Source organism: Hyphococcus sp., from assembly GCF_041986965.1.
Taxonomy (GTDB): domain Bacteria; phylum Pseudomonadota; class Alphaproteobacteria; order Caulobacterales; family Parvularculaceae; genus Hyphococcus.
In genome coordinates this window covers 130,222-156,203 of sequence record NZ_JBHIXB010000003.1, presented here as the reverse complement: position 1 = coordinate 156,203, position 25,982 = coordinate 130,222, and the positions used below count along the sequence as shown (strand labels likewise).

The 25,982-nt window shown below is 58.5% G+C and carries 22 protein-coding genes; 12 read left to right on the top strand and 10 right to left on the bottom strand.

Features of this window, described 5'->3' with window-relative positions; all coding sequences use genetic code 11:
• Nucleotides 1-112: 112 nt before the first annotated feature.
• Complete coding sequence (locus ACFC5L_RS14415) at nucleotides 113-1,279, bottom strand: acyltransferase family protein (RefSeq protein ID WP_375203673.1); 1,167 nt, start codon at nucleotides 1,277-1,279, stop codon at nucleotides 113-115.
• 144 nt (nucleotides 1,280-1,423) lie between these two features.
• On the opposite strand from ACFC5L_RS14415, the gene ACFC5L_RS14410 reads away from it, so the two are divergent.
• The 4 genes from ACFC5L_RS14410 (at nucleotide 1,424) to ACFC5L_RS14395 (ending at nucleotide 6,885) form a co-directional block, all read left to right on the top strand.
• Nucleotides 1,424-2,419, top strand: a complete 996-nt coding sequence (locus tag ACFC5L_RS14410) for an N-acetylornithine carbamoyltransferase (RefSeq protein ID WP_375203674.1) — start codon at nucleotides 1,424-1,426, stop codon at nucleotides 2,417-2,419.
• A gap of 424 nt (nucleotides 2,420-2,843) precedes the next feature.
• Nucleotides 2,844-4,166 (top strand): acetylglutamate kinase, encoded by a 1,323-nt coding sequence (locus ACFC5L_RS14405; RefSeq protein ID WP_375203675.1) that lies wholly within the window; start codon nucleotides 2,844-2,846, stop codon nucleotides 4,164-4,166.
• A 1-nt stretch (nucleotide 4,167) separates the two neighbouring features.
• Nucleotides 4,168-5,115, top strand: coding sequence for an N-acetyl-gamma-glutamyl-phosphate reductase (gene argC / locus ACFC5L_RS14400; RefSeq protein ID WP_375203676.1), 948 nt, complete (start codon nucleotides 4,168-4,170; stop codon nucleotides 5,113-5,115).
• Nucleotides 5,116-5,136: 21 nt separating this feature from the next.
• On the top strand, nucleotides 5,137-6,885 hold the full coding sequence (locus tag ACFC5L_RS14395) for a monovalent cation:proton antiporter-2 (CPA2) family protein (RefSeq protein ID WP_375203677.1): 1,749 nt from the start codon (nucleotides 5,137-5,139) through the stop codon (nucleotides 6,883-6,885).
• Here ACFC5L_RS14395 and ACFC5L_RS14390 read toward each other — a convergent pair.
• The 3 genes from ACFC5L_RS14390 to ACFC5L_RS14380 all read right to left on the bottom strand — a co-directional run bounded on the left by ACFC5L_RS14390 (nucleotide 6,882) and on the right by ACFC5L_RS14380 (nucleotide 10,543).
• The gene (locus ACFC5L_RS14390; RefSeq protein WP_375203678.1) at nucleotides 6,882-8,045 is read right to left on the bottom strand and encodes a DegT/DnrJ/EryC1/StrS family aminotransferase; all 1,164 of its coding nucleotides are present in this window, start codon (nucleotides 8,043-8,045) and stop codon (nucleotides 6,882-6,884) included. The genes ACFC5L_RS14395 and ACFC5L_RS14390 overlap by 4 nt on opposite strands.
• The gene (locus ACFC5L_RS14385; RefSeq protein ID WP_375203679.1) at nucleotides 8,042-8,992 is read right to left on the bottom strand and encodes a Gfo/Idh/MocA family protein; all 951 of its coding nucleotides are present in this window, start codon (nucleotides 8,990-8,992) and stop codon (nucleotides 8,042-8,044) included. Before ACFC5L_RS14385 ends, ACFC5L_RS14390 begins: the two co-directional genes overlap by 4 nt.
• A 195-nt stretch (nucleotides 8,993-9,187) precedes the next feature.
• The gene (locus ACFC5L_RS14380) at nucleotides 9,188-10,543 is read right to left on the bottom strand and encodes a class II 3-deoxy-7-phosphoheptulonate synthase (protein ID WP_375203680.1); all 1,356 of its coding nucleotides are present in this window, start codon (nucleotides 10,541-10,543) and stop codon (nucleotides 9,188-9,190) included.
• A 171-nt stretch (nucleotides 10,544-10,714) separates the two neighbouring features.
• On the opposite strand from ACFC5L_RS14380, the gene ACFC5L_RS14375 reads away from it, so the two are divergent.
• A complete protein-coding gene (locus tag ACFC5L_RS14375) occupies nucleotides 10,715-11,644 on the top strand; it encodes an MBL fold metallo-hydrolase (protein WP_375203681.1) in 930 nt (309 codons plus the stop codon).
• Nucleotides 11,645-11,786: 142 nt separating this feature from the next.
• Here ACFC5L_RS14375 and ACFC5L_RS14370 read toward each other — a convergent pair whose 3' ends face one another.
• Nucleotides 11,787-12,065, bottom strand: coding sequence for a hypothetical protein (locus ACFC5L_RS14370; RefSeq protein WP_375203682.1), 279 nt, complete (start codon nucleotides 12,063-12,065; stop codon nucleotides 11,787-11,789).
• 199 nt (nucleotides 12,066-12,264) lie between these two features.
• Here ACFC5L_RS14370 and ACFC5L_RS14365 point away from each other — a divergent pair, with 199 nt between their 5' ends.
• Nucleotides 12,265-12,969, top strand: coding sequence for a winged helix-turn-helix transcriptional regulator (locus tag ACFC5L_RS14365; RefSeq protein ID WP_375203683.1), 705 nt, complete (start codon nucleotides 12,265-12,267; stop codon nucleotides 12,967-12,969).
• On the opposite strand, the gene ACFC5L_RS14360 is transcribed toward ACFC5L_RS14365, so the two are convergent.
• Nucleotides 12,966-13,604: a 3-oxoacid CoA-transferase subunit B gene (locus ACFC5L_RS14360; protein ID WP_375203684.1), complete on the bottom strand. Its 639-nt coding sequence runs from the start codon at nucleotides 13,602-13,604 to the stop codon at nucleotides 12,966-12,968. The genes ACFC5L_RS14365 and ACFC5L_RS14360 overlap by 4 nt on opposite strands.
• Entirely contained in the window at nucleotides 13,604-14,308 is a 705-nt protein-coding gene (locus ACFC5L_RS14355) for a CoA transferase subunit A (protein ID WP_375203685.1), read from the bottom strand. Before ACFC5L_RS14355 ends, ACFC5L_RS14360 begins: the two co-directional genes overlap by 1 nt.
• A 67-nt stretch (nucleotides 14,309-14,375) precedes the next feature.
• On the opposite strand from ACFC5L_RS14355, the gene ACFC5L_RS14350 reads away from it, so the two are divergent.
• From ACFC5L_RS14350 to ACFC5L_RS14335, 4 genes are all read left to right on the top strand, one after another.
• On the top strand, nucleotides 14,376-15,419 hold the full coding sequence (locus ACFC5L_RS14350; RefSeq protein ID WP_375203686.1) for a hypothetical protein: 1,044 nt from the start codon (nucleotides 14,376-14,378) through the stop codon (nucleotides 15,417-15,419).
• A gap of 75 nt (nucleotides 15,420-15,494) precedes the next feature.
• A complete protein-coding gene (locus ACFC5L_RS14345; RefSeq protein ID WP_375203687.1) occupies nucleotides 15,495-16,898 on the top strand; it encodes a serine hydrolase domain-containing protein in 1,404 nt (467 codons plus the stop codon).
• Nucleotides 16,895-17,287: a metallopeptidase family protein gene (locus tag ACFC5L_RS14340; protein WP_375203688.1), complete on the top strand. Its 393-nt coding sequence runs from the start codon at nucleotides 16,895-16,897 to the stop codon at nucleotides 17,285-17,287. Before ACFC5L_RS14345 ends, ACFC5L_RS14340 begins: the two co-directional genes overlap by 4 nt.
• Nucleotides 17,288-17,327: 40 nt before the next feature.
• Complete coding sequence (locus ACFC5L_RS14335; RefSeq protein WP_375203689.1) at nucleotides 17,328-18,989, top strand: NAD+ synthase; 1,662 nt, start codon at nucleotides 17,328-17,330, stop codon at nucleotides 18,987-18,989.
• On the opposite strand, the gene ACFC5L_RS14330 is transcribed toward ACFC5L_RS14335, so the two are convergent.
• On the bottom strand, nucleotides 18,986-20,254 hold the full coding sequence (locus ACFC5L_RS14330; protein WP_375203690.1) for an aminotransferase class V-fold PLP-dependent enzyme: 1,269 nt from the start codon (nucleotides 20,252-20,254) through the stop codon (nucleotides 18,986-18,988). The genes ACFC5L_RS14335 and ACFC5L_RS14330 overlap by 4 nt on opposite strands.
• 12 nt (nucleotides 20,255-20,266) lie before the next feature.
• Nucleotides 20,267-22,666 (bottom strand): TonB-dependent receptor plug domain-containing protein, encoded by a 2,400-nt coding sequence (locus ACFC5L_RS14325; protein WP_375203691.1) that lies wholly within the window; start codon nucleotides 22,664-22,666, stop codon nucleotides 20,267-20,269.
• Between the two features lie 231 nt (nucleotides 22,667-22,897).
• Between ACFC5L_RS14325 and ACFC5L_RS14320 the strand changes: the two genes are divergently transcribed.
• Nucleotides 22,898-23,779 (top strand): alpha/beta hydrolase, encoded by an 882-nt coding sequence (locus tag ACFC5L_RS14320; RefSeq protein ID WP_375203692.1) that lies wholly within the window; start codon nucleotides 22,898-22,900, stop codon nucleotides 23,777-23,779.
• Between the two features lie 48 nt (nucleotides 23,780-23,827).
• Here ACFC5L_RS14320 and ACFC5L_RS14315 read toward each other — a convergent pair whose 3' ends face one another.
• Nucleotides 23,828-24,508 (bottom strand): hypothetical protein, encoded by a 681-nt coding sequence (locus tag ACFC5L_RS14315; RefSeq protein WP_375203693.1) that lies wholly within the window; start codon nucleotides 24,506-24,508, stop codon nucleotides 23,828-23,830.
• A 142-nt stretch (nucleotides 24,509-24,650) separates the two neighbouring features.
• On the opposite strand from ACFC5L_RS14315, the gene gltX reads away from it, so the two are divergent.
• On the top strand, nucleotides 24,651-25,979 hold the full coding sequence (gene gltX, locus ACFC5L_RS14310) for a glutamate--tRNA ligase (RefSeq protein ID WP_375203694.1): 1,329 nt from the start codon (nucleotides 24,651-24,653) through the stop codon (nucleotides 25,977-25,979).
• Nucleotides 25,980-25,982 lie beyond the last annotated feature (3 nt).

Here is a 25,982-nt window from a genome sequence, read left to right as displayed (position 1 = left end):
ACCGGGACGCCGCCCAGAGAGTGAAAGGGTAGGCTCCCTCGCGCTCCAGTTGTCAAAAATACCATCCCCGGACGCCAGACACCACTGAGCCTGCCGGTTAAGGAATTGGAAACTATTCTGTTTCGCCGCTGACTGTCACCTGCGAATCGGCGCGGGCGGGGCGGGCCGTTTTCCCCATAGAGCCAAGCCTGGCGGCCGTTCTGGAGAGGGTGTTGAAGCCTGTTGCGGCCTCCAGAGCGCCCTTGAGGTCGCCTGCCCAGAGGCGCCTCGCCGCTTCTGTTGCAGGCCGCTCGATCAGGAGATAGGCGACTGCGCCAAAACCGATGGCGAAGAGGGTTTCGAGGGCCAGGGCGAGATAAGGCGCGCTTGCACCCAGAGCGGCGCCGATGAATTTCTGGCTGAGCGCCAGCGCCATCAGGTGAGAAAGATAGATCGAGTACGAGGCGTCACCCAGAAATTTCAGGCTGCGGCTGGGTCTTGAGCGGGCATAGGGCTCAAGAAACAAGCCCCCCGCGACGATCAACAGTGCGGGAACGCCCCAATGCAGTGCGCGCGATTCTGTCATCGACTCGCGCATGACGAGCGCCGCCAGCGCCGCGGAAAACAACGCAAGCGCGATTTTCCAGCCATGGCGCCCGCCAATCCGCCTCTCCAGACCGTTCATATAGGCCCACCCAAGAAGGGCACCGAAGCCGAATTCGAGCACAATCGATTGCGAATAAAGGCTGATTGCGGGATTGCCCGCATAATCGATCCATAGCCGCGCCGTTCCCATGACGGCGAGCACGGCCAGCAGCGCGCCAAGACGCAGGCGCTGCGGCAGAAACAGCGCCCCGGAAAACAGCACATAGAACATCATCTCAAGATTGAGGGTCCAGCCGACCACGAGGATCGGCGCGACCATCTCCGGATATTTCGGGTTCCAGTCGGGAATGAAGAACAGCGAGTTCAAGAACGTGCCGATCTCCGGATCGAAGCCGATCCGGAGGCCCCCATCGGTGGAAATGAAGGCGGCGATCAGGGTGAAGACCCAATAGACCGGCGCGATGCGGATGATCCGGCGCTTCATGAAGCCGCCGGGCTTGGTCGGCCGCGCCGTGGAAATCGTCCACATGATGAAGCCGCTGATGACAAAGAAGATGTCGACCCCGAAGGCCCCGACATGGAAACCCGGCATCACCGGCCCGAAGCTCTCGCGGATCGCGTTGTTATGATGGTAAATCACCACCAAAATCGCAGCGACGGCGCGCAGATACTGGACTGTCAGGATTGGCTTCATGAGCGCCTCTTGCTGCGGCCTTCGCGTCGGTTGCGCCCCTTATGGGGCCGAGAGCCGCGGTTTGGGACCAGAATTTCCACTCTTCCGTGAAATTTTACGCAAAACCCGTTCCCACCTTTTGGGATAATGCTCTAAAGAGCCGTGATGAAACACTTTTTGAATACCGCTGACTGGTCCCGACCCGAACTGCAGGCCATGATCGACGAGGCGAGACGTCTGAAGACGTCGCCCTATGGCGATGCTTTAAAAGGGAAAACTGTCGCTCTCCTGTTCCTCAACAACTCCCTGAGGACCCGGACCTCCTTTGATGTGGGCGCGCAGCAGCTTGGCGGGCATGCGGTGGTCCTGTCTCCGTCCGGCGGCATGTGGCCGCTGGAATTCGAGGATGGCGTCGTTATGGACGGCGACGCCGAGGAGCATGTTAAGGAAGCGGCCAAGGTCCTCTCGCGCTATTGCGACATGATCGGCATCCGCGCTTTCCCGAAATTTGTCGATTGGCAGGAGGATCGCAAGGACAAGATCCTTAACGCCTTCGCCAAATACGCCGATGTGCCGGTGATCAATATGGAGACCATCACCCATCCCTGTCAGGAGATGGCCCATGTGATGGCGCTTCAGGAGCGGCTGGGCCAGCTCGACGGCAAGAAATTCGTCCTCACCTGGACCTATCACCCCAAGCCCCTCAACACGGCGGTGGCGAATTCCGCGCTGATGATCGCCGCAAAATTCGGGATGGATGTGACGCTGCTTTGCCCGCAACCGGAATATCTGCTCGATATGAAATTCATGAGTCAGGCGGAACAGGACGCGAAGGCCAATGGCCGGCATGTCCATGTGAGTCACGATATTGAGGAAGCCTATAAAGGCGCCGATGTCGTTTACGCCAAAAGCTGGGGCGCGCTTCCCTTCTTCGGCAACTGGGAAGAAGAAAAACCGATCCGCGATCAGTACCGTCATTTCATCGTCGATGAAGACAAGATGGCGAAGACCAACAACGCGCTGGTTTCTCACTGCCTGCCGATGCGGCGGAATGTGAAAATGACTGACGGTGTTTTCGATAGTGCAAACTGCATCGCCTATGAAGAAGCGGAAAACCGTCTGCATGTGCAGAAGGCGATTATGAAGGCGGTCGTGGGGTGATGATGTCAGCCTGTCCGGAAAAGCATCAAGCCTTGATTGCCGCATGCCTGCATTTGTGGCCGATCATAATTCCGCTTGAAATAGATAGGCGCCGGTCAACAAGGCGATATACGGTTTCAGGATTGTTTGATCAGTATGAGTCAATAGAAGACATGTTATCAGCTGACGGCTTTCAGGTGCGAGGGTTGCCGATTAACTGGGGGGAGTATTTCATTATGAGCATGGTCAACTGGAACTACTTTGCTTTCCTTCATCGTCTCGCTAGGCGCCAAAAATCTGTTCGAAGAACTAAATCACACGAAATTAAAATGCTCCATGGGCTAAGCGTAGAATTAGAAAATCGGAACATGCCACGATTTCTATATCGAATTGAACACGGAAATTTGCCGGCATTTTTTCCAAAAACAGCTAGATTAAGAAAGTAATGACCCAGACCGCCTTCACCCGCCAGACGATTGTCCAGTTGCTGTCGAACATGAGCGACGGCAAGGAGATTCGCGCCTATCTCCAGCGTTTCTCCGAGGTCGATCAGTCACGCTTCGCGGTCATCAAGATCGGCGGGGCGATCCTTAATGAGCAGCTTGAGGAGACGGCGTCGGCGCTTGCTTTTCTGCATACGGTTGGGCTGACGCCGATCGTGCTCCATGGCGGCGGACCGCAGCTCGACATCGCTTTGAAAGAGCGCGGCGTTGAAACCAAAAAGATCGACGGGCTGCGTGTCACCGACGCGGACACCCTCGATGTCGCGCGCGACGTTTTCATCGGCGAGAACATCAAGCTTGTCGAAGCTGTGCGGAAGCAAGGCGTTGAGGCGGAGGGGCTCATCGCCGGCGTCATTGAGGCGGAATATCTCGACAAGGACAAATTGGGCTTTGTGGGGGAGCCCAAAACCATTCGCCATGGTCTGATCAGCTCCGTCGTGCGGTCGGGCGCTATGCCGATCCTTACATGCCTTGGCATCGCGCCGGGCGGCCAGCTCGTCAATGTGAACGGCGATTCCGCGACGCGCGCGCTGGTGGCTGAATTGCAGCCCATGAAGATCGTGTTTTTGACCGGCGTCGGCGGGCTGCTCGACAAGCATGGGAGCGTGATGCACTCCATCAACCTCGCTTCCGATTTCGACAAGCTGATGAATGCGAGCTGGGTCGAGGGCGGGATGCGGCTGAAGCTGACGGAGATTAAACGTCTCCTCGAAGCCTCGCCCCTATCGACCTCGGTTTCGATCACGACGCCAGCAGGGCTCATCCGCGAATTGTTTACCCATGGCGGGTCCGGCACGCTGGTGCGCATGGGGGAGATGATCAAGCTTGAGACCGACAAGGACAAACTCGACCGCGAGCGGACAGAATCGCTGGTCGAAAACGCCTTCGGCCGCAAGCTCAAAGGCGGCTGGTGGGATGGGTTGAAACTGCATCAGGTGCATATGTCGGCGAGTTATCGGGCCGGGGCGATTCTCACCCAGGTCGATGACTTCATCTATCTCGATAAATTCGCGGTGGTCGAAGACGCCCGGGGTGAAGGCCTGTCGCGCACGGTCTGGCGCGGCTTTGTGAAGGACAATCCGGCTTTCTTCTGGCGCTCGCGCACATCAAACGGGTTTAACGCCTTCTATCACGACAGCGCCGACGGCTCCGTGAAGGCGGGGCAATGGACTGTTTTCTGGAAAGGTGAGAAGGACTGGGCGCGGATTTCGCGCATTGTCGAGCGCGTCGCCGCCATGCCGCCTTCCTTCATAGGGGACCATTAAGATGAGCACGCCTTTTCTAGTCGGACTTGTGGGCGCCCGCGGCCATACAGGCCGCGAGCTCATTCGCCTGATCGCCGGACATCCGGAGCTGATGCTCGCTTATGCGGTAAGCCGGGAGTTTGCGGGGCGTCCCGTTTCCGATATTGCGCCAGAGGATAAGGACGAGTGCGTCTTTGAGGCGCTGGGTCCCGAAGAGGCCGCCAAGCGCCGCTCAGATGTGGTCATTCTCGCGCTTCCCGACGGCGCCGCGTCAGACTATGTGGCCGCGATCGAAAACCATGCGCCGGACCGGATCATTGTCGATCTGTCCGCAGATTACCGCTTCAATGACGACTGGGCCTATGGCCTGCCGGAGCTGCACCGCGACAAGATTGCCGGTCATAAGCGCATCGCCAATCCGGGCTGCTACGCCACTGCAATGCAGCTCGCCATTGCGCCGCTCCTGACCAGGCTGAATGGCGTTCCGTCGGTGTTCGGCGTTTCCGGCTATTCAGGCGCCGGCACGAAGCCGAGCCCCAAAAACGATCAGGAACGCCTCAAAGACAATCTGATGCCTTATGCGCTGACCGGCCATAATCATGAGCGGGAGGCGACGCGCCATCTCGGCGCGAAAGTCCGGTTCACGCCGCATGTGCATCCGGCGTTTCGAGGCATTGTCGTCACGGCGCATATTCCGCTTGCGGAGAAAATGGAGTCGGCCGCGCTCGCGAAACTTTTTGAAGAAAAATATGAGGGCGAGCCGCTCATCGCCTTGCGAAATGCGCCGCCGGAACTTAAGGATGGAACGAACCGCAAAGGCGTACTTATTGGCGGTTTCACCATGAGCGAAGATGGGGGACACGCAGTCATCGTCGCAGCGGAGGACAATCTCCTCAAAGGCGCGGCGGTGCAGGCGATCCAGAATGTTAATCTCGCGCTTGGGCTCGAAGAACTGAAAGGCATTCTTTAGCGAAAGGAACAGACAAGACCTATGGCGGCGACGGAAAGCGACTTCCTCATCCAGTCTGCAACTTATCTAGGCGCCGCCGCTGTCGCCGTTCCTGTTTTCAATCGTTTAAAGCTTGGCTCTATTCTAGGCTTCCTCGCCGCCGGCGTCGCCGTCGGGCCTTTTGGTTTAAATCTTCTGCATCAACCTGAAGGCGTCTTTCACATTGCCGAGCTCGGCGTTGTGCTTTTTCTCTTTGTAATCGGGCTTGAGCTGTCGCTGTCGCGGCTCTGGTCCATGCGCAAACAGATCTTCGGCCTCGGCGCGGCGCAGATGACCGTGACCGGCGCCGTGATCGCTTGTCTGTTCGTCTTTGCGGAAGTGATGCCGGCGCCTGCCGCGGCGATCGCAGGCTTTTCACTTGCTTTCTCGTCGACGGCGTTCGCACTGCAATGGATGAAGGACCGCGGCGAACTCAGCACCGCTTATGGAAGACAGTCCTTTTCGGTGCTCCTGTTTCAGGATCTGGCCGTCATCCCGTTGCTTGCCGCCGTTCCTTTTGTCGCCGGGGCGGGCGGCGGCGAGAACAGCGTTGATGCAGCGTTGAAAGCGGCGGGCGTCGTTGCTCTTGTTATTCTCGTCGGAAAATTCGGGCTTGATCGCGTGTTCAGGATGGTGGCGTCATCGGGCTCGCGCGAGGCGTTCGCAGCGACAGCGCTCTTTGTCGTTGCGTTGGTGTCGCTCGCCGTCGCCTGGGCCGGGCTTTCCATGGCGCTCGGCGCTTTTTTGGCTGGTGCGCTGTTGGCGGAATCTTCCTTCAAGCATCAGATTGAGACTGACATTGAGCCGTTTCGCGGGCTCTTGCTGGGCCTCTTTTTCATTTCCATCGGGATGCGTCTCGATCTCGGGGTCATTGCGCGCGAATGGCTTTTGGTGATCGGCGGCGCGGTTGGGCTCGTCGCGATCAAGTCCATAATTCTTTACGCTCTGTCGCGGGTGATGCGGGCGGGACGGGATGTGGCGCTGAAAAGCGCGGCGACCCTGTCGCAGGGCGGCGAGTTTGCATTTGTCGTCTTTACGCTTGGCGTCAGCGCCGCCCTTTTCACCGATGCGCAGGCAAGCCTGATGGCGGCGATTGTCACGCTTTCCATGATGATGACGCCGGGAATGTATTTCGCGGCCAACCGCCTCATGCGTGAAAGCGGGGATAGCGCCGATGGTCTCGCAGAGCCTGAAGGCGGCCGCGATCACACCATCATCGCAGGATTTGGGCGCATGGGGCAGATTGTGTCGCAGGTGCTCAAAAATTCCGGCGTCGACATCATCGCGATTGACCGCAATCCCGGCCATATCCGCAACGCCGAGCGGTTCGGCTTCAAGGTCTATTACGGCGATGGATCAAGGCTCGACATTCTTGAGGCCGCTGGCGCCGCCGACGCCCGTGCGATTATCTTGTGCATGGACGATCCGAAATCGGTCAACGCTGCGGTGACGGCGTTGCGCGAACGCTTCCCCAATGTGATCATCCTCGCCGTCGCTCATGATCGCATGCACGAGATTGAATTGAGAAAACTGGGGCCCGACGTCATCGTGCGCGAGACGCTTGAATCGAGCATCCTGATTGCGCGTGAGACGCTATCGCGCATGGGCTTTGAAGGGCATGTGATTGAGGACTATATCCAGCAGTTCCGCGTAACAGATCGTGAGCGCCTGCTTGCCCAGATCGATGAGGGGCCGGAAGCCGGGCAGCATTTTATTCATCAGCCCTACAAGAGTTCGGAAAAGCAGACCTAGGACGTCGCCTGACGCACGGCGTCACAGATGTAATCCACTTGATCCGGCGTCAGATAAGGATGCATCGGCAGCGCAAAAATTTCTGAAGCGACTTTCTCCGTAGCCGGCAGGCCATTTGCCGGCGCAAAATCTGCAAAAGCCGGCATCAGGTGCAGCGGGGTCGTATAATAAATCGCTGTGGGCACGCCCATGGCCTTCAGTTTTTTCACGACCTGATCGCGGTTATCGACGCAGAGTGAATAATAACCGTATCCGGACGCCGCGCCGTCAACCTGGGCCTGTGGACGGGCGATATCGGACAGCGCCTGGTCGTAATCAGCGGCGATGCGCCGGCGGGCTTCGCGTTCGTCATCGAAGATCGCAAGCTTTTCAAGCAGGATCGTCGCCTGAAAGGTGTCCATGCGGCCATTGAAGCCGACGCGCACCGATTCCTTGCGGGCGTCGTCAGTCCCGTGCCACCGGATTGAGGCCCAGCGTTCGCGGTCAAGGCTGTTCATCGAGAAGATAGCGCCGGCGTCGCCATAAGCGCCAAGCGCTTTGCCCGGGAAAAAGCTGGTGGCGGTCGCCGGGGCGAGGCCGCCGACTTCGCGTCCGTCCAGTTCGCCGCCGAAGCTCTGCGCGCCGTCTGAAAGAACAAACAGGTCCTCACGCGCAGCTATGGCCGAGATGGCGCGATAATCCGCAGGCGAACCGAAAAGGTCGACGGGGATGACGGCGCGTGGCTGAAGTTTGCCTTCGGCGCGCACGGCGGCGATCCGGTGATCAAGATCTTTTGGGTCGATATTGAAAGTCTTGGCGTCGATGTCGACGAAAACAGGCGTGGCGCCCGCCAGCAGGATGGCGTTCGCCGTAGCGTTATAGGTGAAAGCCGGACAGAACACGGCGTCGCCGGGGCCGATCCCGCGGGCGAGGAGCGGAATGATCAACGCCGCCGTGCCGCTGGCGCAGGCGATGACCGTAGAGGCGCCTGAGCGCGCGGCGAGCGTTTCTTCAAGCTCATCGATTTCCGGTCCGGCAATGTAACGGCCGTGATCGAGCACAGTTTGCAGGCGTTGTTCTATGGCCGGGCGGATGCGCCGCTGCTGGGCCTTCAGGTCGATAAAGGCGATATCGCCCACCGACGATTTGCCTGCAATGGAGAGGTTCACAACGCTGTTCATGCTCGCCGCCTTTCCGGGGTCTTGTATTGGTTGGATGCGATGTCGATTCCGGCCGCCTCTTCGATGCGCAACGCCCAATCGAGCGCCTGGCGTCCGTCCATGCCAGTGACCTGCGGCGCATCGCCAGCCGCGACAGCGGCGGCGAAGGCCGCTGCGCCATAAGCGAGGGGATCGGTGAAGGACAGCGGCGCATGTTCGCCGTCGAAACAGGCGTGAAGCGGGGAGGGGGTCGTGTTTTCCGCCGTGCGGTTGATGAAATCGAATTCGACGACGCCGTCGTCATAAACAAGCGTCATTCGCCGTTCCGGCGAGCCGTCGCGCCGTGACGCCGCCAGCATCACGCTTGTGCCATTGTCGAGCGTCAGCTCGGCGTCGGCGGCGTTGCGTTCGCCATAGGCGACAACGGTTTCAATCTCGGCGCCGGTAAGCTTCCGGATGAGGTCAATGTCGTGGATCATTAAGTCAAGAACTACCGATACATCTTCGCAGCGTCCTGTGGCGGCTGTATGGCGGATGCAGTCGATTTTCACCGGCGGCTTTTTGCGGTCGAATAGGCCGACGGCTTCCGCCACATAGCGTTCCTGATGGCCGACCTGAAGGACAAGCCCTTTCGTTCTCGCCAGTGCAATCAACTCATCCGCTTCGCCAAGGGCAAGGGCGACCGGCTTTTCCACAAAAACATGCCGGCCTGCGTTGAGCGCCTTCAGCGCGAGTTCGTAGTGAGCGATTGCGGGCGCTGCGATAACAACGGCTTCAGAACGATCCAGCAGCGCGTCAAAATCGGTTTCCGCCGGCACATTGTGCTTGCGCGCCTGTGTCAGCGCCTTTTCCGGATCGAGATCGTAAACGCAGGAAAGATCAACGCCATCAAGATCGGCGATTTTGCTGCAGTGATAGCCGCCAAAAACCCCGGCGCCAGCGACGCCGATTTTGATACGCTTCGTCACAAAAATACTGCTCCGCCAGTTGCGCCCCGTTGACCGGCGGGACCAGCCCCCCTGAGAAAAGCCGGACCCTGCGATATCCCCTGATACTAACCTGCGTCGCAGCGCAGGAAAGCACCCAAGGAGTTTAGGACATTCACACTATATTTCCACCTGTTTCGCAGGCGGTGTTAAGAGCAATACTGGTTTTATTTGCACCTATCCGGCGGCCCGGCGGGCTTTGAAGCGGTCAGCGAGAATAAAAGCAAGATCAAGGGATTGGCTTGCGTTTAATCGTGGGTCGCAATGGGTGTGGTAGCGGGAATGAAGGTCCGCCTCCGAGACTTCCCGGGAGCCGCCAAGGCATTCCGTGACGTTCTGACCCGTCATTTCGAAATGGACGCCGCCCGGGTTGGCCCCTTCAGCATAGCAAACATCAAAGAATGATCCGACTTCGGACAGGATGGCGTCCACATGCCGGGTTTTATAGCCCGAGCCTGCTTTCACCGTATTGCCGTGCATAGGATCGCAGGACCAGACGACATTCCGGCCTTCGCGCTGAACGGCGCGAACGAGCGGCGGCAAGCCGTCTTCGACTTTTCCGGCGCCGAAGCGGGAGATGAGAACCATCCGGCCTTCCTCGTTATTCGGATTAAGAATATCGAGGAGGCGAAGAAGTTCATCCGGATCGAGGCTCGGCCCGCATTTCATCCCGATGGGGTTTTCGATCCCTCGGCAGAACTCCACATGAGCGCCGTCGGGTTGGCGCGTGCGATCGCCAATCCAGAGCATATGGGCCGAGGTGTCGTACCATTTATCCGTCGTGGAATCGACGCGCGTCATGGCGCTCTCATAGCCAAGCAACAGCGCTTCGTGGCTCGTGTAAAAATCGACTTCGCGAATGGCGCGGACGGTTGAGCCGTTAATGCCGCACGCTTCCATGAAGGTCATGGATTCAGAAATTTTGTCCGCAATCTCGCGATAGCGGTTTTCCTGCGGATTGCCGGAAACGAATTCGAGATTCCATTTCTGGACGTTTCTAAGATCGGCGTAACCGCCATAGGCAAAGGCGCGAATAAGATTGAGCGTCGCCGCCGCCTGGCCATAGGCGCGCAACAGGCGCTGCGGGTCCGGCGCACGGGCGCCCGCCTCAAATTCCATGGCGTTGATATTATCGCCGCGATAGCTCGGCAGCGTCTCGCCTTCAATCGTTTCTGTCGGCGAGGAGCGGGGCTTGGCGTATTGGCCGGCGATACGGCCGACTTTGACGACCGGCACGCCCGCACCGAAGGTCATGACAACAGCCATCTGCAACAGCACGCGGAAGGTGTCGCGGATGTTGTTCGGATGGAATTCCTTGAAGCTTTCAGCGCAGTCCCCGCCCTGGAGCAGGAACGCCTCGCCCCGGGCGACGCGCGCCAGCGACTGGCGCAGGGTCCGGGCCTCGCCTGCAAACACCAGCGGCGGATAATTCGAAAGCTCCTTTTCCACGGCGGTCAGCGCCGCCGGGTCGGGATAGTCCGTCGGGATATGCAGGGCGGCTTTTTCGCGCCAGCTCTGAGGCGTCCAGGTCATGTCAAAACTCCTTACGGTGAAGGTCTTTAGCCTGTGGAAGACGGCCCCGCAACAAGCCTGCGGCGGGGAATTGCCGGATGCGCCATGACGCTATTGTCATTTCAGTTTTTCAAAGGGCGCCCCTAGGCTTCAGGCCTTGAAGAAAAGCTGAATGTGAGAGGAGCAAATCTCATGGGTCACCGGATCGCCGCCGCCTTCACCCTGTCCTCAGTCCTGTCGCTCGCATCAATCTGCGCCGCCTACGCGCAGCGTGATTTTGCTCAGGTCGAAATCAAAACCACGAAAGTCGCTGACGGCATCTACATGCTGGAAGGGGCCGGCGGGAATATCGGCCTGTTGATCGGCGAGGATGGGGCGTTCGTCATAGACGATCAGTATGCGCCTTTGAGCGACAAGATCATGAAGGCGATCGGCAAAGTGACGAAGGAGCCCGTCGAGTTCGTCGTCAACACGCATTATCATGGCGATCACACCGGCGGGAATGAAGCCTTCGGCGAGGCTGGTTCGCATATCGTGGCCCATGACAATGTGCGCAAGCGGATGATGGAGCCGAATATTCTTCCCGACGGCGCTGTAACCCCGCCTTCGCCCGAAGGCGCGCTTCCTGTGCTGACTTTTTCCGAGGCCATGTCTTTCCACTGGAACGGCCAGGACATCCGTGTCTGGCATCAATCTGCGGCGCATACGGATGGAGACGCCGTCGTTTATTTTAAAACGGCGAATGTCGTCCATATGGGCGATCTCATGATCAATGGCGGATATCCCTTTGTCGATATTACATCCGGCGGCGTTCTGTCCGGCTATGCCGGCTATTACGAGAAAGTGCTGTCAAAGGTCGATGACGAGGTTAAAGTCATTCCCGGTCATGGCCCGCTGGCAACGAAAGCGGACCTCCAGAATTACGCTGATATGCTGAAAGAAGTGGCCCGTCTTATTCGGGCCGAAATCGACGCGGGCAAGAGCGAAGACGAAACTGTCGCCGCCAACCCGCTCCGCGATCTCAACGAAAAATGGGGACAGGGATTTATTTCCGGTGAGGCCATGACGCGGGCCGCATACAAGTCGCTGACCGCCGAACATGAGGGCGGTCACGATCATTGATCTTGTCTTTGTAAAAGAAAAAAGCGCCCTCAAAGTCAGGGCGCTTCAGTTATCAGGGATTATTATCAGGGGTTCATCCCGCGTCGGGCCGGGCAGGGTGGAAACAGGGACACCCGGCCCGAGCGGAATTTAGGCGCGGCGGTCAGGTCTTGATCGTCAGTTCCTTGACATTGCCGCGTTTGACTTTGCATTCGGCTTTGATCGTCTCACCAGCGTCAGGGATCAGCTCGAAAGCGATCCGTTTCAGGGATCCGCCTGAACCAGTGAGGAATTTCGCCTTGTATTCGCCAGCGGCGACGAGGCCCTGGGCCTCGGCTTCGGCGGCGCAAGCGTCCAGGTGACCGCTCCAGTCTTCGGCCTGGGCGGGGGCGGCGACAGCGGCGGCGGCGAGGGCAAGGCCAGCTAAGATATTGATACGCATTGGGTCTCTCCATTTTGAGTGCGCTCGGCGTGGCGCTATTTTTATTCACCGATTGAAAACAATATGGACTTTACTATATAAAAATGAAGTGTCAAATATATTTTCTACCTAGCGCACGATTTTGTTACTAGCACGACAAATTAATAGCGCTCGTAGTAGGATGAGAAAAAACAGCCCAAATGGGCCGGGAGGACGCCGAATGGCGCGGACATATAATCAGGACTGCATTCTGGCCCATGCGCTGGACCTTTTGGGCGAGCGCTGGACCCTTCTGATCATCCGGGACTTGTTTTTAGGGCCCCAGCGTTTTGGCGATCTGCAGGCCGCGTTGCCCGGGATCGGGGCGAATCTTTTGTCGAAGCGGCTGAAAGAGTTAGAGGAAGCCGGGCTCATTGAAGCGGTCTCGACGGGCGATGCGCGCGGGCGATACCGCCTCACTGATACTGGCGAAGCGCTCCGGCCCTCCATCCGCACCATGATGAAATGGTCGATCATGTATTTCTTTGAACGGCCGGAATCATGTCCGGCGCGGGAGTGTATTTATACGGATAATCTGCAGCCGGACTCTGTGGCGTTAGCGATCGAGATATTTGCGGCGTATTGCCCGGAGCCGGACAACAACTATGTCGCGCATATCCTGATCGATGATTTTCCGTACACCATCTACAATATGAACGGGCAGATGACGGTCCGGCGAGGCGGCGATGGTCCCGCAGTGGCGACGATCATTTCAGACGTGGCGACAATTATGCAGTCCTTCCGGATGGAGCTCTCTCTGGAAGAAGCGAGATCCCGGATGAAGATGAGCGGCGATCAAAAAGCGCTCGCTCACCTTCTGCGTTGCATCGTGCACAAGGAAGTGCATGGCGATAGCAATGTAACGCCGCTGGCGGCGTCCTTTTAAACGGCGACGTCGAAGTCGGCTTCCGTCTGGGCCTTTACGTCATCGACCGTAACGCCTGGCGCCAGCTCCGTCAGTTTCATGCCTTTGCCGCGCTCGATCTCGAAAACGCCGAGATTGGTGATCACCATATCGACTACCTGCTGGCCCGTAAGCGGCAGGGAGCATTGATGCAACAGCTTCGGATCACCTGATTTGGAGGCGTGATCCATGACCACAACCACGCGTTTGACGCCGGCAACAAGGTCCATGGCGCCGCCCATGCCTTTCACCATCTTGCCGGGAATCATCCAGTTGGCGAGGTCGCCTTTTTCGGAAACTTCCATGGCGCCGAGAATGGACAGGTCGATATGTCCGCCGCGGATCATGGCGAAAGAATCCGCCGATGAAAAATAAGAGGTGCGGCGCAGTTCGGTGATCGTCTGTTTGCCGGCGTTGATGAGATCGGGGTCGACTTCATCGTCATAAGGGAAAGGCCCCATGCCGAGCATGCCGTTTTCCGACTGCAAGGTGACGTCGACGCCGTCCGGAATGTAATTCGCTACGAGGGTCGGAATGCCGATGCCGAGATTGACGTAAAAACCGTCTTCCAGTTCTTTGGCCGCGCGTTCGGCCATCTGGTTTCTATCCCACGCCATTATGCAGTCTCCCGTTGACGGACAGTGCGTTGTTCGACGCGTTTTTCATGATCGCCCTTGATGAGGCGTTGCACATAAACGCCCGGAGTGTGAATGCAATCGGGATCGAGGCTGCCGAGCGGGACAATTTCCTCAACTTCGGCGACGGTGACTTTGCCGGCTGTCGCCATCATCGGGTTGAAGTTACGCGCGGTCTTGCGGAAGACGAGATTGCCTTGCTCATCTGCTTTCCACGCCTTGACGATGGAAAGATCTGCAACGAGCCCGGTTTCCATAATATAGGTCTCGCCGTTGAACTCTTTGTGCTCCTTGCCTTCGGCGATCAGCGTGCCGACGCCGGTCTTGGTGTAAAAGCCGGGGATGCCCGCGCCGCCTGCGCGGCAGCGTTCTGCGAGGGTGCCTTGCGGGTTGAACTCAAGCTCCAGCTCGTTCGAAAGATATTGCCGCTCGAACTCCTTGTTCTCGCCGACATAAGAAGAGATCATCTTCTTGATCTGGCGCGTCTGCAGCAAGAGACCGAGGCCAAAATCGTCGACGCCGGCGTTGTTCGAGATCACAGTAATGTCTTTAACCCCGGAATCGCGCAGTGCGACAATCAGATTTTCAGGAATGCCGCAAAGGCCGAAACCGCCTGACATGACTGTCATGCCGTCAAAGGTCAGCCCATCCAGCGCGGCCCGGGCGTCGGGATAGATTTTTTTCATTCGCAACAAGCTCCAAAAAGCGATTTTGCACTAGCGTAAAAGCCCTGTTAAGTCCACAAAAAGCGCAATGACAACCGCGACAAACACAACACCGAAAGATGTGGGCGCGCTGGCGCGTGATCCCGCCTGGTTTCCTCATGCTCTGGACGCCAACCGGCGTCTTCTTGCGCTCGCCCGGATTGATCGTTCAGGGCTTTCAAACGAACCTTTTCTCGATCAACGCATGGAGAAGTCGGTGACGGGGTCCGTAACGGCGCCTTTCGATGCGCTGGCTTCGGCGGCGCCCTCAAACCCGCAGCCGTCTTTTATATTTCACACCGCCTTTTGCTGTTCCACGCTTATGGCCAAGGCGCTTGACTCAAGCGGCGCCGTTCTTGGGCTGAAAGAGCCCAATGTGCTCATGGATGCGGCGAATGTCTTGCGCATGGCCAACGGCGCCGGCGTTGAAAATGCGCGCAAAACGGTTTCGGCGACCGTTAATCTGCTGGCGAGACCGCATCAGGCCGGTGAGCGCATTCTGATCAAGCCAACTAACACGGCAAACAATATCGCGCCGCTCATTGTTGCTTCCGGCGCGCCTGTGATCTTTTTGTATGGCGATTTACGCGGCTTTCTTCTGTCGGTTTTGAAAAAGGGTGAGGCGTGCAAGGCGTTCACGCGCAAGCAATACACGATTTTCGCCCTCGACAAGGAAGGCGTCGCTTCCATCCCAGAGCGTCAGGCTCTTGGTTTCACCGATTTACAGATCGCCGCGCTGGTCTGGCGTCATCAGATGGAACTGTTCACGCGCATTCTTTCTTCCGGCGGCGCGAATGTCCGTTCCCTTTATTTCCGCGATCTTTTGAAGAACCCGCAAGCCGTGTTGAAAGCCGCGGCGGCGCATCTAAAGCTTGATCTCACGGACGCCATGCTTGCCGGCAATGTGGCGGCGGTGTTTTCGAAAAACTCGAAGTTCGAGGATCAGGAATATACGCCCGAAGAACGCTCTCGCGATGAAAGCTCGCTCGAAGACGCCTACAGAGCAGAGCTTGATTTGATCGAGGGATGGGCGAGGCAATTAAAGCTTGCCGTGGACGTGCCTAACCGTCTGCCGAAACCGCTTATGGCTTGACGGTCTTCTGCGCGCCAGCGCTGACAGAGCGCCCCGGACCCGGTAAGCTCCCCGTCAAACAACACGGAATATTTCATGTCCATGCGAAATACGATTCTTATCGGCGCGGCGGCCATCGCTGTGGCGGTCATTGTTCAGGCCGGCGTGAAGGCCGACCGCCTTGTGCGCATCGGCGCCGGCTACAAAGCGAAGATCGCCTGTTCTGAAATCTTTGTCGCCGGCCGTGAGCGCAGTGACGTTATTCCCGGTGAGTTCGAGGGCATGCCGGATGCGATGGAGCAGGTGAGTGTTGTCGTCAAAGACAACGCCAAAACCGTTCGTGCGAAAGGCCCGTTTGGTCTCGGCGCCGCGCGCGCGATTTATCGCGAAGGCTACGGCTGTACTTTGGCGAATGCCGGCCGGGTTGCGCCGTTGTCTGCGCCGCCCTCAGGCTTCGCCGCCGACCCTTGGGAGGAAGCGCCGCCGGTATCCGGCAAGGCGCTGATGCGCGTTGATTATGGCGCCGTCGATTACGCGCTGACGCGCGCTTTCGAGGACAATACGCCCAATCATCGCGGCGTGCTTGTGGCGGTGGACGGCAAGATTATCGATGAGCGCTATGCGGACGGATTTGACGCGTCGACGCCGTTCCTTTCCTGGTCGATGGCCAAGAGCGTCACGGCGACACTGGTCGGCGCTGCGGTGGAACATGGCTATTTGGATATCAATGATCCGGCGCCTGTTCCCGAATGGGAGGGCGACGCGCAAAAGTCTCTTATTACGTGGAATGACCTTCTGCACATGCAGTCCGGTCTCGCCTTTGGCGAACACTACGATCAAGTACGTTCCGATGTGAATCGCATGCTGTTTGAGCGCGCGGATGCCGGCGGTATGGCGGCGCGCAGTTCTGTTGAGCACGCGCCCGGCGAGTTCTGGTATTATTCGAGCGGGACGACCAATCTTATTGCACGCACATTGCGGCAGGTTCTGGAACAGGAGGGCGCCGACTTTTTCGCCTTTGCGCAAGAGGCTATTTTTGAACCCATCGGCGCCGCAACGGTGACGCTGGAGCCTGATACATCGGGCTCCGTCATTGGCTCGTCTTTTGTGTATGCGACGGCGCGGGACTGGGCGCGCCTTGGTCAGCTTTATCTTCAGGACGGCGTCTGGAATGGCGAACGCCTTTTGCCCGAAGACTGGATGGACTATGTCAAAACGCCGGCAGGCGCGTCAGATGGTCAGTATGGCGCGCAGTTCTGGCTGAACAGAGACGGCGAGGCCGGGAGGGAACGCTTCTTTCCCGGCGTGCCGGAAGAGATGTTTTTCTTCGCTGGTCATGAGGGCCAGTATGTTTTCATCATTCCCGACAAGCGGATGGTCGTCGTTCGCACCGGCATGACTCGCGGCCGTCCCGCCATGCCGGAAGTGGCGCCGTTGCTGAAAGAAATCTACGACGCTGTCGGTTTTCCTGACGCCGCCGTCGGAGAGGCGGCGCGGTGAACGGCTCCACTCGTGAGGCGCCTGATCTCGATGCATTCGATAAACTCGTTCGCGCCGCCTATACCGGACTGCCGGAAGAGTTTCGTTCGCTATGCGGAAATGTGGTGATCCACGTTGCGGAAGAGGCCGAGCGAGAGCTGTTGGACGAGATGGGGATCGGCGACCCGCTGGAGCTTTCGGGGCTGTTTGAGGGCGTTGAGCTGGCGGCGGCTGAGGAGGCGGCGCCTAACCATGTTCACCTTTATCGCCGCTCGATTCTGGCGGAATGGCGCGAAACGCCGGGCCTCCGTCTTGAAGATTTGATTGTCCATGTGCTGGTCCATGAAATCGGCCATCATTTCGGTCTTTCCGATGCGGCTATGCACGCTATTGAAGAAGCGACAGAATAGGCGCTTCACATGTGCTCAAAAAGAGCATAAATAGGACCCCATGACCGATACGCTTTCTATCGCCATTTGTCAGATCGCGCCTCATGTGGGCGATATCGACGGCAATGTGCAGCGCATCTTGAAAGCGCGCGCCGAGGCGGCGGAGAAGGGTGCGGATCTCGCGGTTTTCTGTGAGTTGGTTGTGTCCGGCTATCCGCCCGAAGATCTGGTTCAAAAACCGTCTTATCAGCGCCATTGCATGGAGGCGGTGGAGCGGCTTGCGAAAGAGACGGGCGATGGCGGGCCTGCGATCATCGTCGGATCTCCCTGGAAAGAAGGCGACGCGCTTTATAACGCCGGATTTCTTCTGGCCGGCGGAAAAATAGCCGCGCGCCGGGACAAGGTGCGGCTGCCGAATTATGGCGTTTTTGATGAGCCGCGCCGCTTTACGCCAGGCGCGCATTATCCCGATCCGACGGAGTTCAAGGGCGTCAAGCTCGGCTTGATGATCTGCGAGGACATGTGGCTGCCCGGCGCCGGCGAACACCTTGCGGCGGAAGGCGCAGAACTTTTCATCGTGCCGCACGGGTCTCCCTTCCGCAAAACCGCATTGGAAGAACGCACCATGGCGGCGCGCGCGCGCGTAACGTCAACGGACAGACCGCTGATTTTTGTGAACCAGCTCGCAGGACAGGATGAAGTCCTGTTTGAGGGCGCCGCCTTCGTGATGGATTCGGCGGGCGTCGTTCAATATCGCGCGCCCCAGTTTGACGAAATGGTCGCGATCACCCGCTGGAAAAAAGACGCCGCGGGTTGGGCGTGTGTCGAAGGGCCGGAAGCGAAATGGGTTGGCGGCGAGGAGATGATCTATCGCGCCGTGACGCTCGCTGTTCATGACTATGTGGTGAAGAACCGGTTCAAAGGCGTTGTCATCGGGCTTTCGGGCGGCGTCGACTCGGCGCTGACGGCGGCGATTGCGGTCGACGCCCTCGGGCCCGACGCCGTTCACTGTGTGATGATGCCGTCGCGCTATACGTCGCAGGAAAGTCTTGAAGACGCTGAAGCCTGCGCCAAGGCGCTTGGCGTCACCTATCGCTCTATCGGGATTGAGCCGGGCGTTGAAGCCTTCGACAATATGCTCGCGCCCGCCTTTGACAATCTTCCGAAAGACGTCACCGAAGAAAATATTCAGTCGCGCCTGCGCGGCGTTCTTCTCATGGCGCTGTCGAACAAGTTCGGCGATATGGTGCTGACCACCGGCAACAAGTCGGAAATGTCGGTCGGTTACGCCACGCTTTATGGCGATATGAACGGCGGCTTCAATCCGCTGAAAGATCTCTACAAGCTGGAGGTTTTCGCTCTGTCGCGCTGGCGCAACGCCCATCACACGCCGGAATTGAAGGGACCGGAAGGAGAGGTGATCCCCGAGCGGATCATCACCAAGCCGCCCTCAGCCGAATTGCGCGAAGACCAGAAAGACGAAGATTCACTGCCGCCTTATGATGTCCTCGACCCGATTTTGGAAATGCTGGTCGAAAAGGAAATGGGCGTGCGCGACATCGTCGCCGAAGGCTATGATGAAAAAACGGTGCGCCGCATCGAACATCTTCTTTATGTGGCCGAGTATAAGCGCCGTCAGGCGCCGCCGGGCCCGAAAGTCGCAAGCGTCAATTTCGGCCGTGACCGCCGCTATCCGATCACCAATGGCTGGCGGGATCGTTAGGCGCTCATCACCTTCAACGCCTTCGCCAGCGCAATGACATCATCCGGCGTGTTATAGAGCGCGGGCGTCACGCGTACGCAGGCGCCAGCCGCGACGCCGACGCGATGCACAGTAAAAATATTAAACTCATCCAAAAGGCGTTTCGAGACGGCGATATTGTCTTCCGGCGTTGTTTTTCGCGCCAGCCGGAAAGAGGTGATGCCGGCGTGAAGGCGCGGGTCGCTGGGCGTCAATATTTCAACGCCCGGCAACTCGCGCGATGATTCCGCCCAGAGATCGCGCAGATAGGAAAAACGTGCGGCTTTAAGCGCAGGCCCGACATCATGGTGAAACTTCAACGCCGCCGGCAGAGTCAGCGCCGCCGCGAAATCCATCGTACCCGTATGAATGCGGCCGGCGACGCGCTCCATGTCATATGCCGGCGCGCCGGGGTCGGGACTGATGTCGTCAAGGCGGCCCTTGCGGATATAGATCATGCCGACGCCAATGGGCGCCCCAATCCATTTATGCAGATTATAGCCGACAAAATCCGCGCCGATGTCATTGGCGCTGAAATCCATTTGGCCCCATGAATGCGCCGCATCGACGATGCAGTCGACGCCTTTTGCGCGCGCCATGGCGACGATTTCCTTCAGTGGGATCGCGAGACCCGTGCGATTGCTGATATGCGTGAGCAGCAACAGCTTCACGGATGGATTATCGGTGAGCGCTTTTTTGTAAAAGGCGATGAGCCCGTCATGGGTTGAGGGCTCGGGGATCGAAACTTTCACGACCTCGCATTCGCTTTTTGCAGCGCGCCAGTCCATCATGGCGATCATTTCCGGATAATCGAGATCGGCGTACATCACCGCATCGCCCGGCTCCAGCTTATTGTAGCCGGCGATGAGGCCTTTCAATGCTTCCGTTGCGCCGCGTGTCAGGGCGATTTCTTCGTCTTCCGCGCCAAGGGCCGCCGCCAGCTGCGCAATCACTGTTTTGTAGTCGTCGCCATAGCTGCGGCGGGCGTAATAAGAGTTGTCGTGATTGATGCGTTTCAGGTTTTCGACATAGCGTTCGGCCACCGGGCGGGCCATGACGCCCCAATAGCCGTTTTCAAGATTGATGATGTCTTTCTTGACGTCATAGGCCTTTGCGACCTCGCGCCAATAGGTTTCGTCGTCCGCTCCAGCCGGAGAACGGGAAGGAGCCGCGAAAGCGGTCCCGGCGAAAGAAGGCGCCGCCAGTGCGGCGGCGCCTTTCAATAATGTGCGTCGTGATGCTTTCATGCCGAAAGGCTATCACAGCTTCACGTCGAAGCGAACATAGTAGAAGCCGCCATCGGTGTCGTAAGGCGCGTTGCGCGAATAGATGAGGCCGCGGTTCGCCTGAAATTCGGCTTCATCCGGATAAGCGTCGAGCACGTTTTCGGCGCCCGCGCGGATGGAGAACTGATCAGTCAGGTGATAGGTGGCCGCGAGGTCCACAAATATCTCGCCGCCGAACTCCTGGAAGATGTCGCCCATTGCGTTGAATGAGAAGTCTGTCCACGAGCCATAATAGCGCACCCTGCCAAGAAGCTCGAATGCGCCCACTGCGTAGTTTGCCGACGCTGTCGCCGTATGGTTCGGCAGGTTTTCCTCGAAACGAATACGGCTGGTCTCGTTAAGCGCGAGGTCGCCGCCGGTGACTTTGGTGACATTGTAATTATAGGCGCCGGTGAGGGTGAGGTCGCCCGGGCCCGCCTCCATGGCGTAGGTTGTAACGACATCGACGCCGCGGGTGCGGGTGTCGAAATCGTTCTGGAAGAAGTTGACGCGGGTGATGCCTTCGCCGCCCGGCACGCCAAGCGCAACGAATTGGGCCTGTTCTTCCGGCGTCGGGTTAAAGGTCTGGGACGACCCGAAGCGATTGGAGATATTGATCTGATAGAAGTCCACCGTCGCCGTCAGGCCGCCCTGACGAAAGGTCATGCCGGCGGTGTAATTCTCAGATTCCTCGGCTTCAAGCGGACGGATATCCGCGTCTGCGCGAGCATTGATGACGTCCGCGACAGGGCCTTGCGGGCTGAAGCGGCCAGCGGTGAAGATGTTGAGGGTCACCGTGTCGAGACCTTGTGATGTTCGTTCACTGAACAGCTGGCCCGGCGTCGGCGCCCGGAAGCCGGTTGAGGCCGTGGCGCGCAACGCGAAGTTCGGCGTTACTTCAAGACGGGTCGAGATCTTGCCATCCAGCGAGTCGCCATATTCGCTGTAATCCTCGTAGCGGCCTGCAAGACCGATGGTCCAGATATCCGTTAGCGGGATTTCAACATCGACATAGCCCGCATAGCTCGTCTGGTCGAATTCGCCGGCCTGCGCGTCGCTATAACCGGGAAAGCCGTTAGAGCCGGAGGGAAGCCCGTCTGCGGCGCCCGCGCCGATCGCGTAGGAGGCGAGATCGCCCGCAACAATCTCATATGTTTCTTCACGCCGTTCGCCGCCCCAGGCGATGTTGACAGGCCCTGCAAAAAAACCGGAATCCCATTCATAGCCGAAGTCGACATTGATGTTGAATTCGCTCTGGACGAGATTGCCCGGATCGAAGGATGTCGGGCTGTCCGGTCCGAGCGAGGCGTTGATTGTGTCGTAGATAAAGTAGTCGATTTCGTTGCGGCCATAGCTGGCGCTCACATCATAGGTGAGCGGGTCTTCGCCGTTGCTGCGCAATCCGCCATTGATCGAATAGTCTTCATCGTCCTGTCCGAATTGCGGGGAGAAGCCTGCCGGGAAGATGTCGTTGAGATCGAAACCGGGGAAGGCGGCGCTTGGATTATAAGCGCTCGTGGTCGCCGGGTTGCGCCAGTTGAAGTCCGACACGCCCGTGCCCCAGCCATAGGTTCCGAAGGCGTAGAGTTCGGTGAAACCGGCGTCGAGGGCGCTGTTGAGCGCGAACCGATAGGAAGTGCGCTCGGGCTGGCCCCAGTTCTGCACCGGGTTGGGCACGTCTATATCGGGATTGGCGGCCTGAAAGTCGATAGCATCCTGGCGCTGGCGCGTGCGTGATGTGCGCGCGGAGTCCGAATATTCAAACGTAGCGTTCACAAAGCCGAAATCGCCGGCAAGTCCGCCCTGAATGCCGGCGCGATACTGATCGCCGTCATTTTCATAATACTGACCATACTGACCGAAGGCGCTAAGGCCCGGCTCGTCGTCGAGAATAATGTTGATGACACCAGCGATGGCGTCCGACCCATATTGAGCCGAGGCGCCGTCGCGCAGAACTTCGATGCGTTTCACGGCGAAAGACGGGATTTGCGCCAGATCCGGCGACTGCGCGCCATTGGAGCCCAGAAGGGCGGTGCGGTGACGGCGCTTGCCGTTGACCAGCACGAGTGTGTGATCGGGCGAGAGATTGCGCAGGCGCGCCGGGCGAACAAAAATCAGCCCGTCATTCAGCGGAAGGCGCTGAACGTTGAAAGAGGGCGTCAACTGCGCAAGCGAATCCATGATTTCATCGGAAGCCGTGAGATTGAGCGCCTCATCGGAAATAACATCGACCGGCGCCAGACTGTCGAATGCAGTGCGCCCGGTCACGCGAGTGCCGGTCACGATGACGGTGTCGTTGTTTTGCGCTGACGCTGTGTCGGTGGTTTGCGCATAAGCTTGTGGGCCCACGCTGATTGCAATCGCAAGTGCGGTGACTGATATTTTGTTAAACATACCCCTGCCTTGTTTGAGAGAGTTGATCCCCGGGGCGATTAACCAGAGTGTGATGACGCTTTTGTTTTAGAATTGTGAGATTTTGATGATTGTCGCATCTGTGTTTTGGGTTGATCCGAATTCCTTGATCGCAGAAAGCGCTGTGCGCGTGCGATGTAAGGAATAGTGATAACGTCGTAGAGGTTCGATAATGTTTGACCGGCGTTGATGATAAGGTAGGGTGCGCAAGCAATGCGCAAGCAATGCGCATCAGAGAATGTCGTGACCGACCTCACCATTAAAAACGGCGACCTCGATCTGGCGGCCTCCGTCTACGGGCCGGAAGGCGCGCCTGCGGTTTTATGTCTCCATGGCATCGCCGGATCGCGCGACACCTGGGAAGAGACGGTTCGCCGCTACGAAGACCGCTTTCAGGTCTGTACGCTGGATTTTCGCGGCCATGGCCACTCTGATCGCGCCAATTCCTATCTGGTTGAAGACTATGCAACGGACGCAGCCGCTGCGCTTGATTTTATCCGCCGTCCGACAATCATCGTTAGTCATTCGCTCGGCGCCGTGACGGGAGCTTTTCTCGCGCAACAGCCGAACGCGTATGTGAAGGCGTTGTTTATGGAGGATCCGCCTTATTTTTTCGGGGAGGCGGCGGCGTTTGCGAAGTCCGGAAATGACAAGCGCTTTAACGCCGTTCAGCAAATGCTGGTCGCCATGCGGGAAAAGGGCGCGGGGCTTGGCGAGTATATAGAGGCCGCGGGCGGAGCGCCGGCGCCGCAAGGGGGCATTCAGGCGGATCATGTGAGTTCGAGACATCTTCTCAGCGCCGCCTCGGCGCTTATGCGTCAGGACCCTGACTGCTGGACGCCGGCGAAATCAACAGCGGTGTTTGAAAGCTTTAAAGGCGATGGGCCGCTTAAAGTTCCGGCGATGCTGGTGCGGGCCGATCCGAAGCTGGGCGCCGGTTTCGCGCCGGAGCACGAAGCGCGCTTTGCGGCGGCCAATCCCGCCGCCAAAGTCGAAATGATCAAAGACGCGCCGCATCGCATTCATGCGACGACAAGTTGTCAGCCGAAGTTTTTCGAGCTCCTGGATGCGTTTCTTACGGAATTCGCAAAATAAAAAGACCGGGCAAAGCCCGGTCTTTTCTTCCCCCACGATACGCCTTGATCAGGCGTGGCGTTGTTTGCGGCTGGCGAAGCCAAGCCCTGCAAGCCCGGAAAAGAGGAGCGGCAATGCGCCGGGGATTGGCACGCTCGACGTGATGAGGTCCTGGGTGCCGCGCGCGGCGAAGACGTCAATCGCGTTGGCGGCGAAGTCGCCGGAGATGATCACCGCCCAAAGCGCATTGGCTTCGGCGAGAACATCCGCCGTGAACAGTTTGAAATCACCGGCGGCAAGATCAAAAGCGGAGGCGCCGTCTTCGGTGATCTCCCAGATGATCGACTGAGCGGCTGCCGCGGTGTTGGCGTTTTTGAAAACATACTCCGTCGTCATCAGCGAGCCGTAAAGGACGCCAAGAGCGTTGAGATCGTCGCCAGAGGCGAAATAGTCCGCTCCCGCGACGCGTTCATGCTCGCGCGGCAGGGAGAGATACTCCGACAGCTGCAGGCAAAAAGTGTAGAAATCGACCCAGCCATCGCCCTCGTCATATTGAAGGGAAAAGACCCCGGCCTGGACGTTCCGGTTGGTCCCGTCATGCTGGATGCTGATGGAGCGGTTGAAGCCGCTGGCGAACACCGATCCGCCATTATCCGGGTTGTCGCGTATGGAAACGGTGGCGGCGTTGGCGAGGCCGGGCGCTGCGATACTGAGCGCGAGGGCGGCGAGAACTGTCTTGATGCGGGACACCTTGATACTCCTGATGCGGTCTGACGGCGGGTTCCGCCTCCTTGCTTTCAAGTTCGAGGCCGCTCAAACAAGGAGAAACAGGGTGTTTGACCCGGCTGCGGCGAAGGGTTAAGGCGTCGCTTTTTCAGCTTTTGGGACCCCCATGACCGTCAAAGTCCGTTTCGCGCCGTCTCCTACGGGAAAGATCCATGTGGGCAATGTGCGCGCCGCCCTGTGGAACTGGCTCTTCGCCCGCAAATCCGGCGGAATTTTCGTGCTCCGGATCGACGACACGGACCTTGAGCGGTCGACGAAGGCCTATGAGGATGGCATCCGCGCGGATCTCGCCTGGCTTGGCCTCGATTATGACGAGACCTTCAGTCAGTCTGCGCGCTTCGACAGTTACGATGCGGCGCGCGACAAACTGATTGCCGAGGGGCTTCTTTATCCCTGTTACGAGACCGCTGAAGAGCTTGACCGCAAGCGCAAGATCCAGCGCGCCCGCTCTTTGCCGCCAGTATATGACCGCGCGGCGTTGGAGCTGACCGACGAACAGAAAGCGGCCTTTGAAGCTGAGGGCCGCAAACCGCACTGGCGGTTCAAGCTGTCGCAAACGCCGGCGAAGTGGGACGATCTTATACGCGGCGAAACCGTGGTGGACACGGCGAGCGTTTCCGACCCGGTGCTGATCCGCGAAGACGGCATGTATCTTTATACGCTGCCGAGCTGTGTCGATGATATTGATGTGAACATCACGCATGTCATGCGCGGCGAAGACCATGTCACGAATACGGGCGTACAGATCGAGATTATTCGGGCGCTCGGCGGAGAGCCGCCGGTTTTCGCGCATCATTCGCTGCTGGTCGGCGCGGACGGGCAGGGCTTGTCAAAAAGGCTTGGCTCCCTGTCGATTGAGGCCATGCGCGAAGACGGGCTGGAGCCTGCCGCGATCACGAGCCTCCTTGCAAAGCTCGGCACCGCTGATCCGGTGCTGCCGCAGCCGGACCTGATGGCGCTCGCTGAAAGTTTCGATTTTGACCGTGTTGGCCGTGCGCCCGCGCGTTTCGACATGGCGGAGCTTGAAGCGCTGAACGCAAAGATTCTCCACGAAACGCACTATGAAAAAGTCGCTGAGCGTCTTCAATCGCTGGGCGTCAATGAGACTTTGTGGGAAGCGGTGAGGGGAAATATCACCCGCCTTACTGATGCGGCGGAATGGGTGAATGTTGTTGACGGTGAAGTGGATCCCGTGATTGAGAATGCTGATTTCGCTAGCGAAGCGGCGGCGCTTGTGCCTGACAATCTTGACGCGGAAAGCTGGAGCGCTTTCACCAATGCGGTAAAAGAAAAAACCGGCGCCAAGGGCAAGAATCTTTTCATGCCCTTGCGGCTGGCGCTGACCGGCCGTCAGCGCGGACCGGAAATGGCGGCGCTCTTTCCCTTGATCGGTTCGGAAAAAGCGCGCGCCCGTCTGTCGGGAAAACGCGCCTAGGGC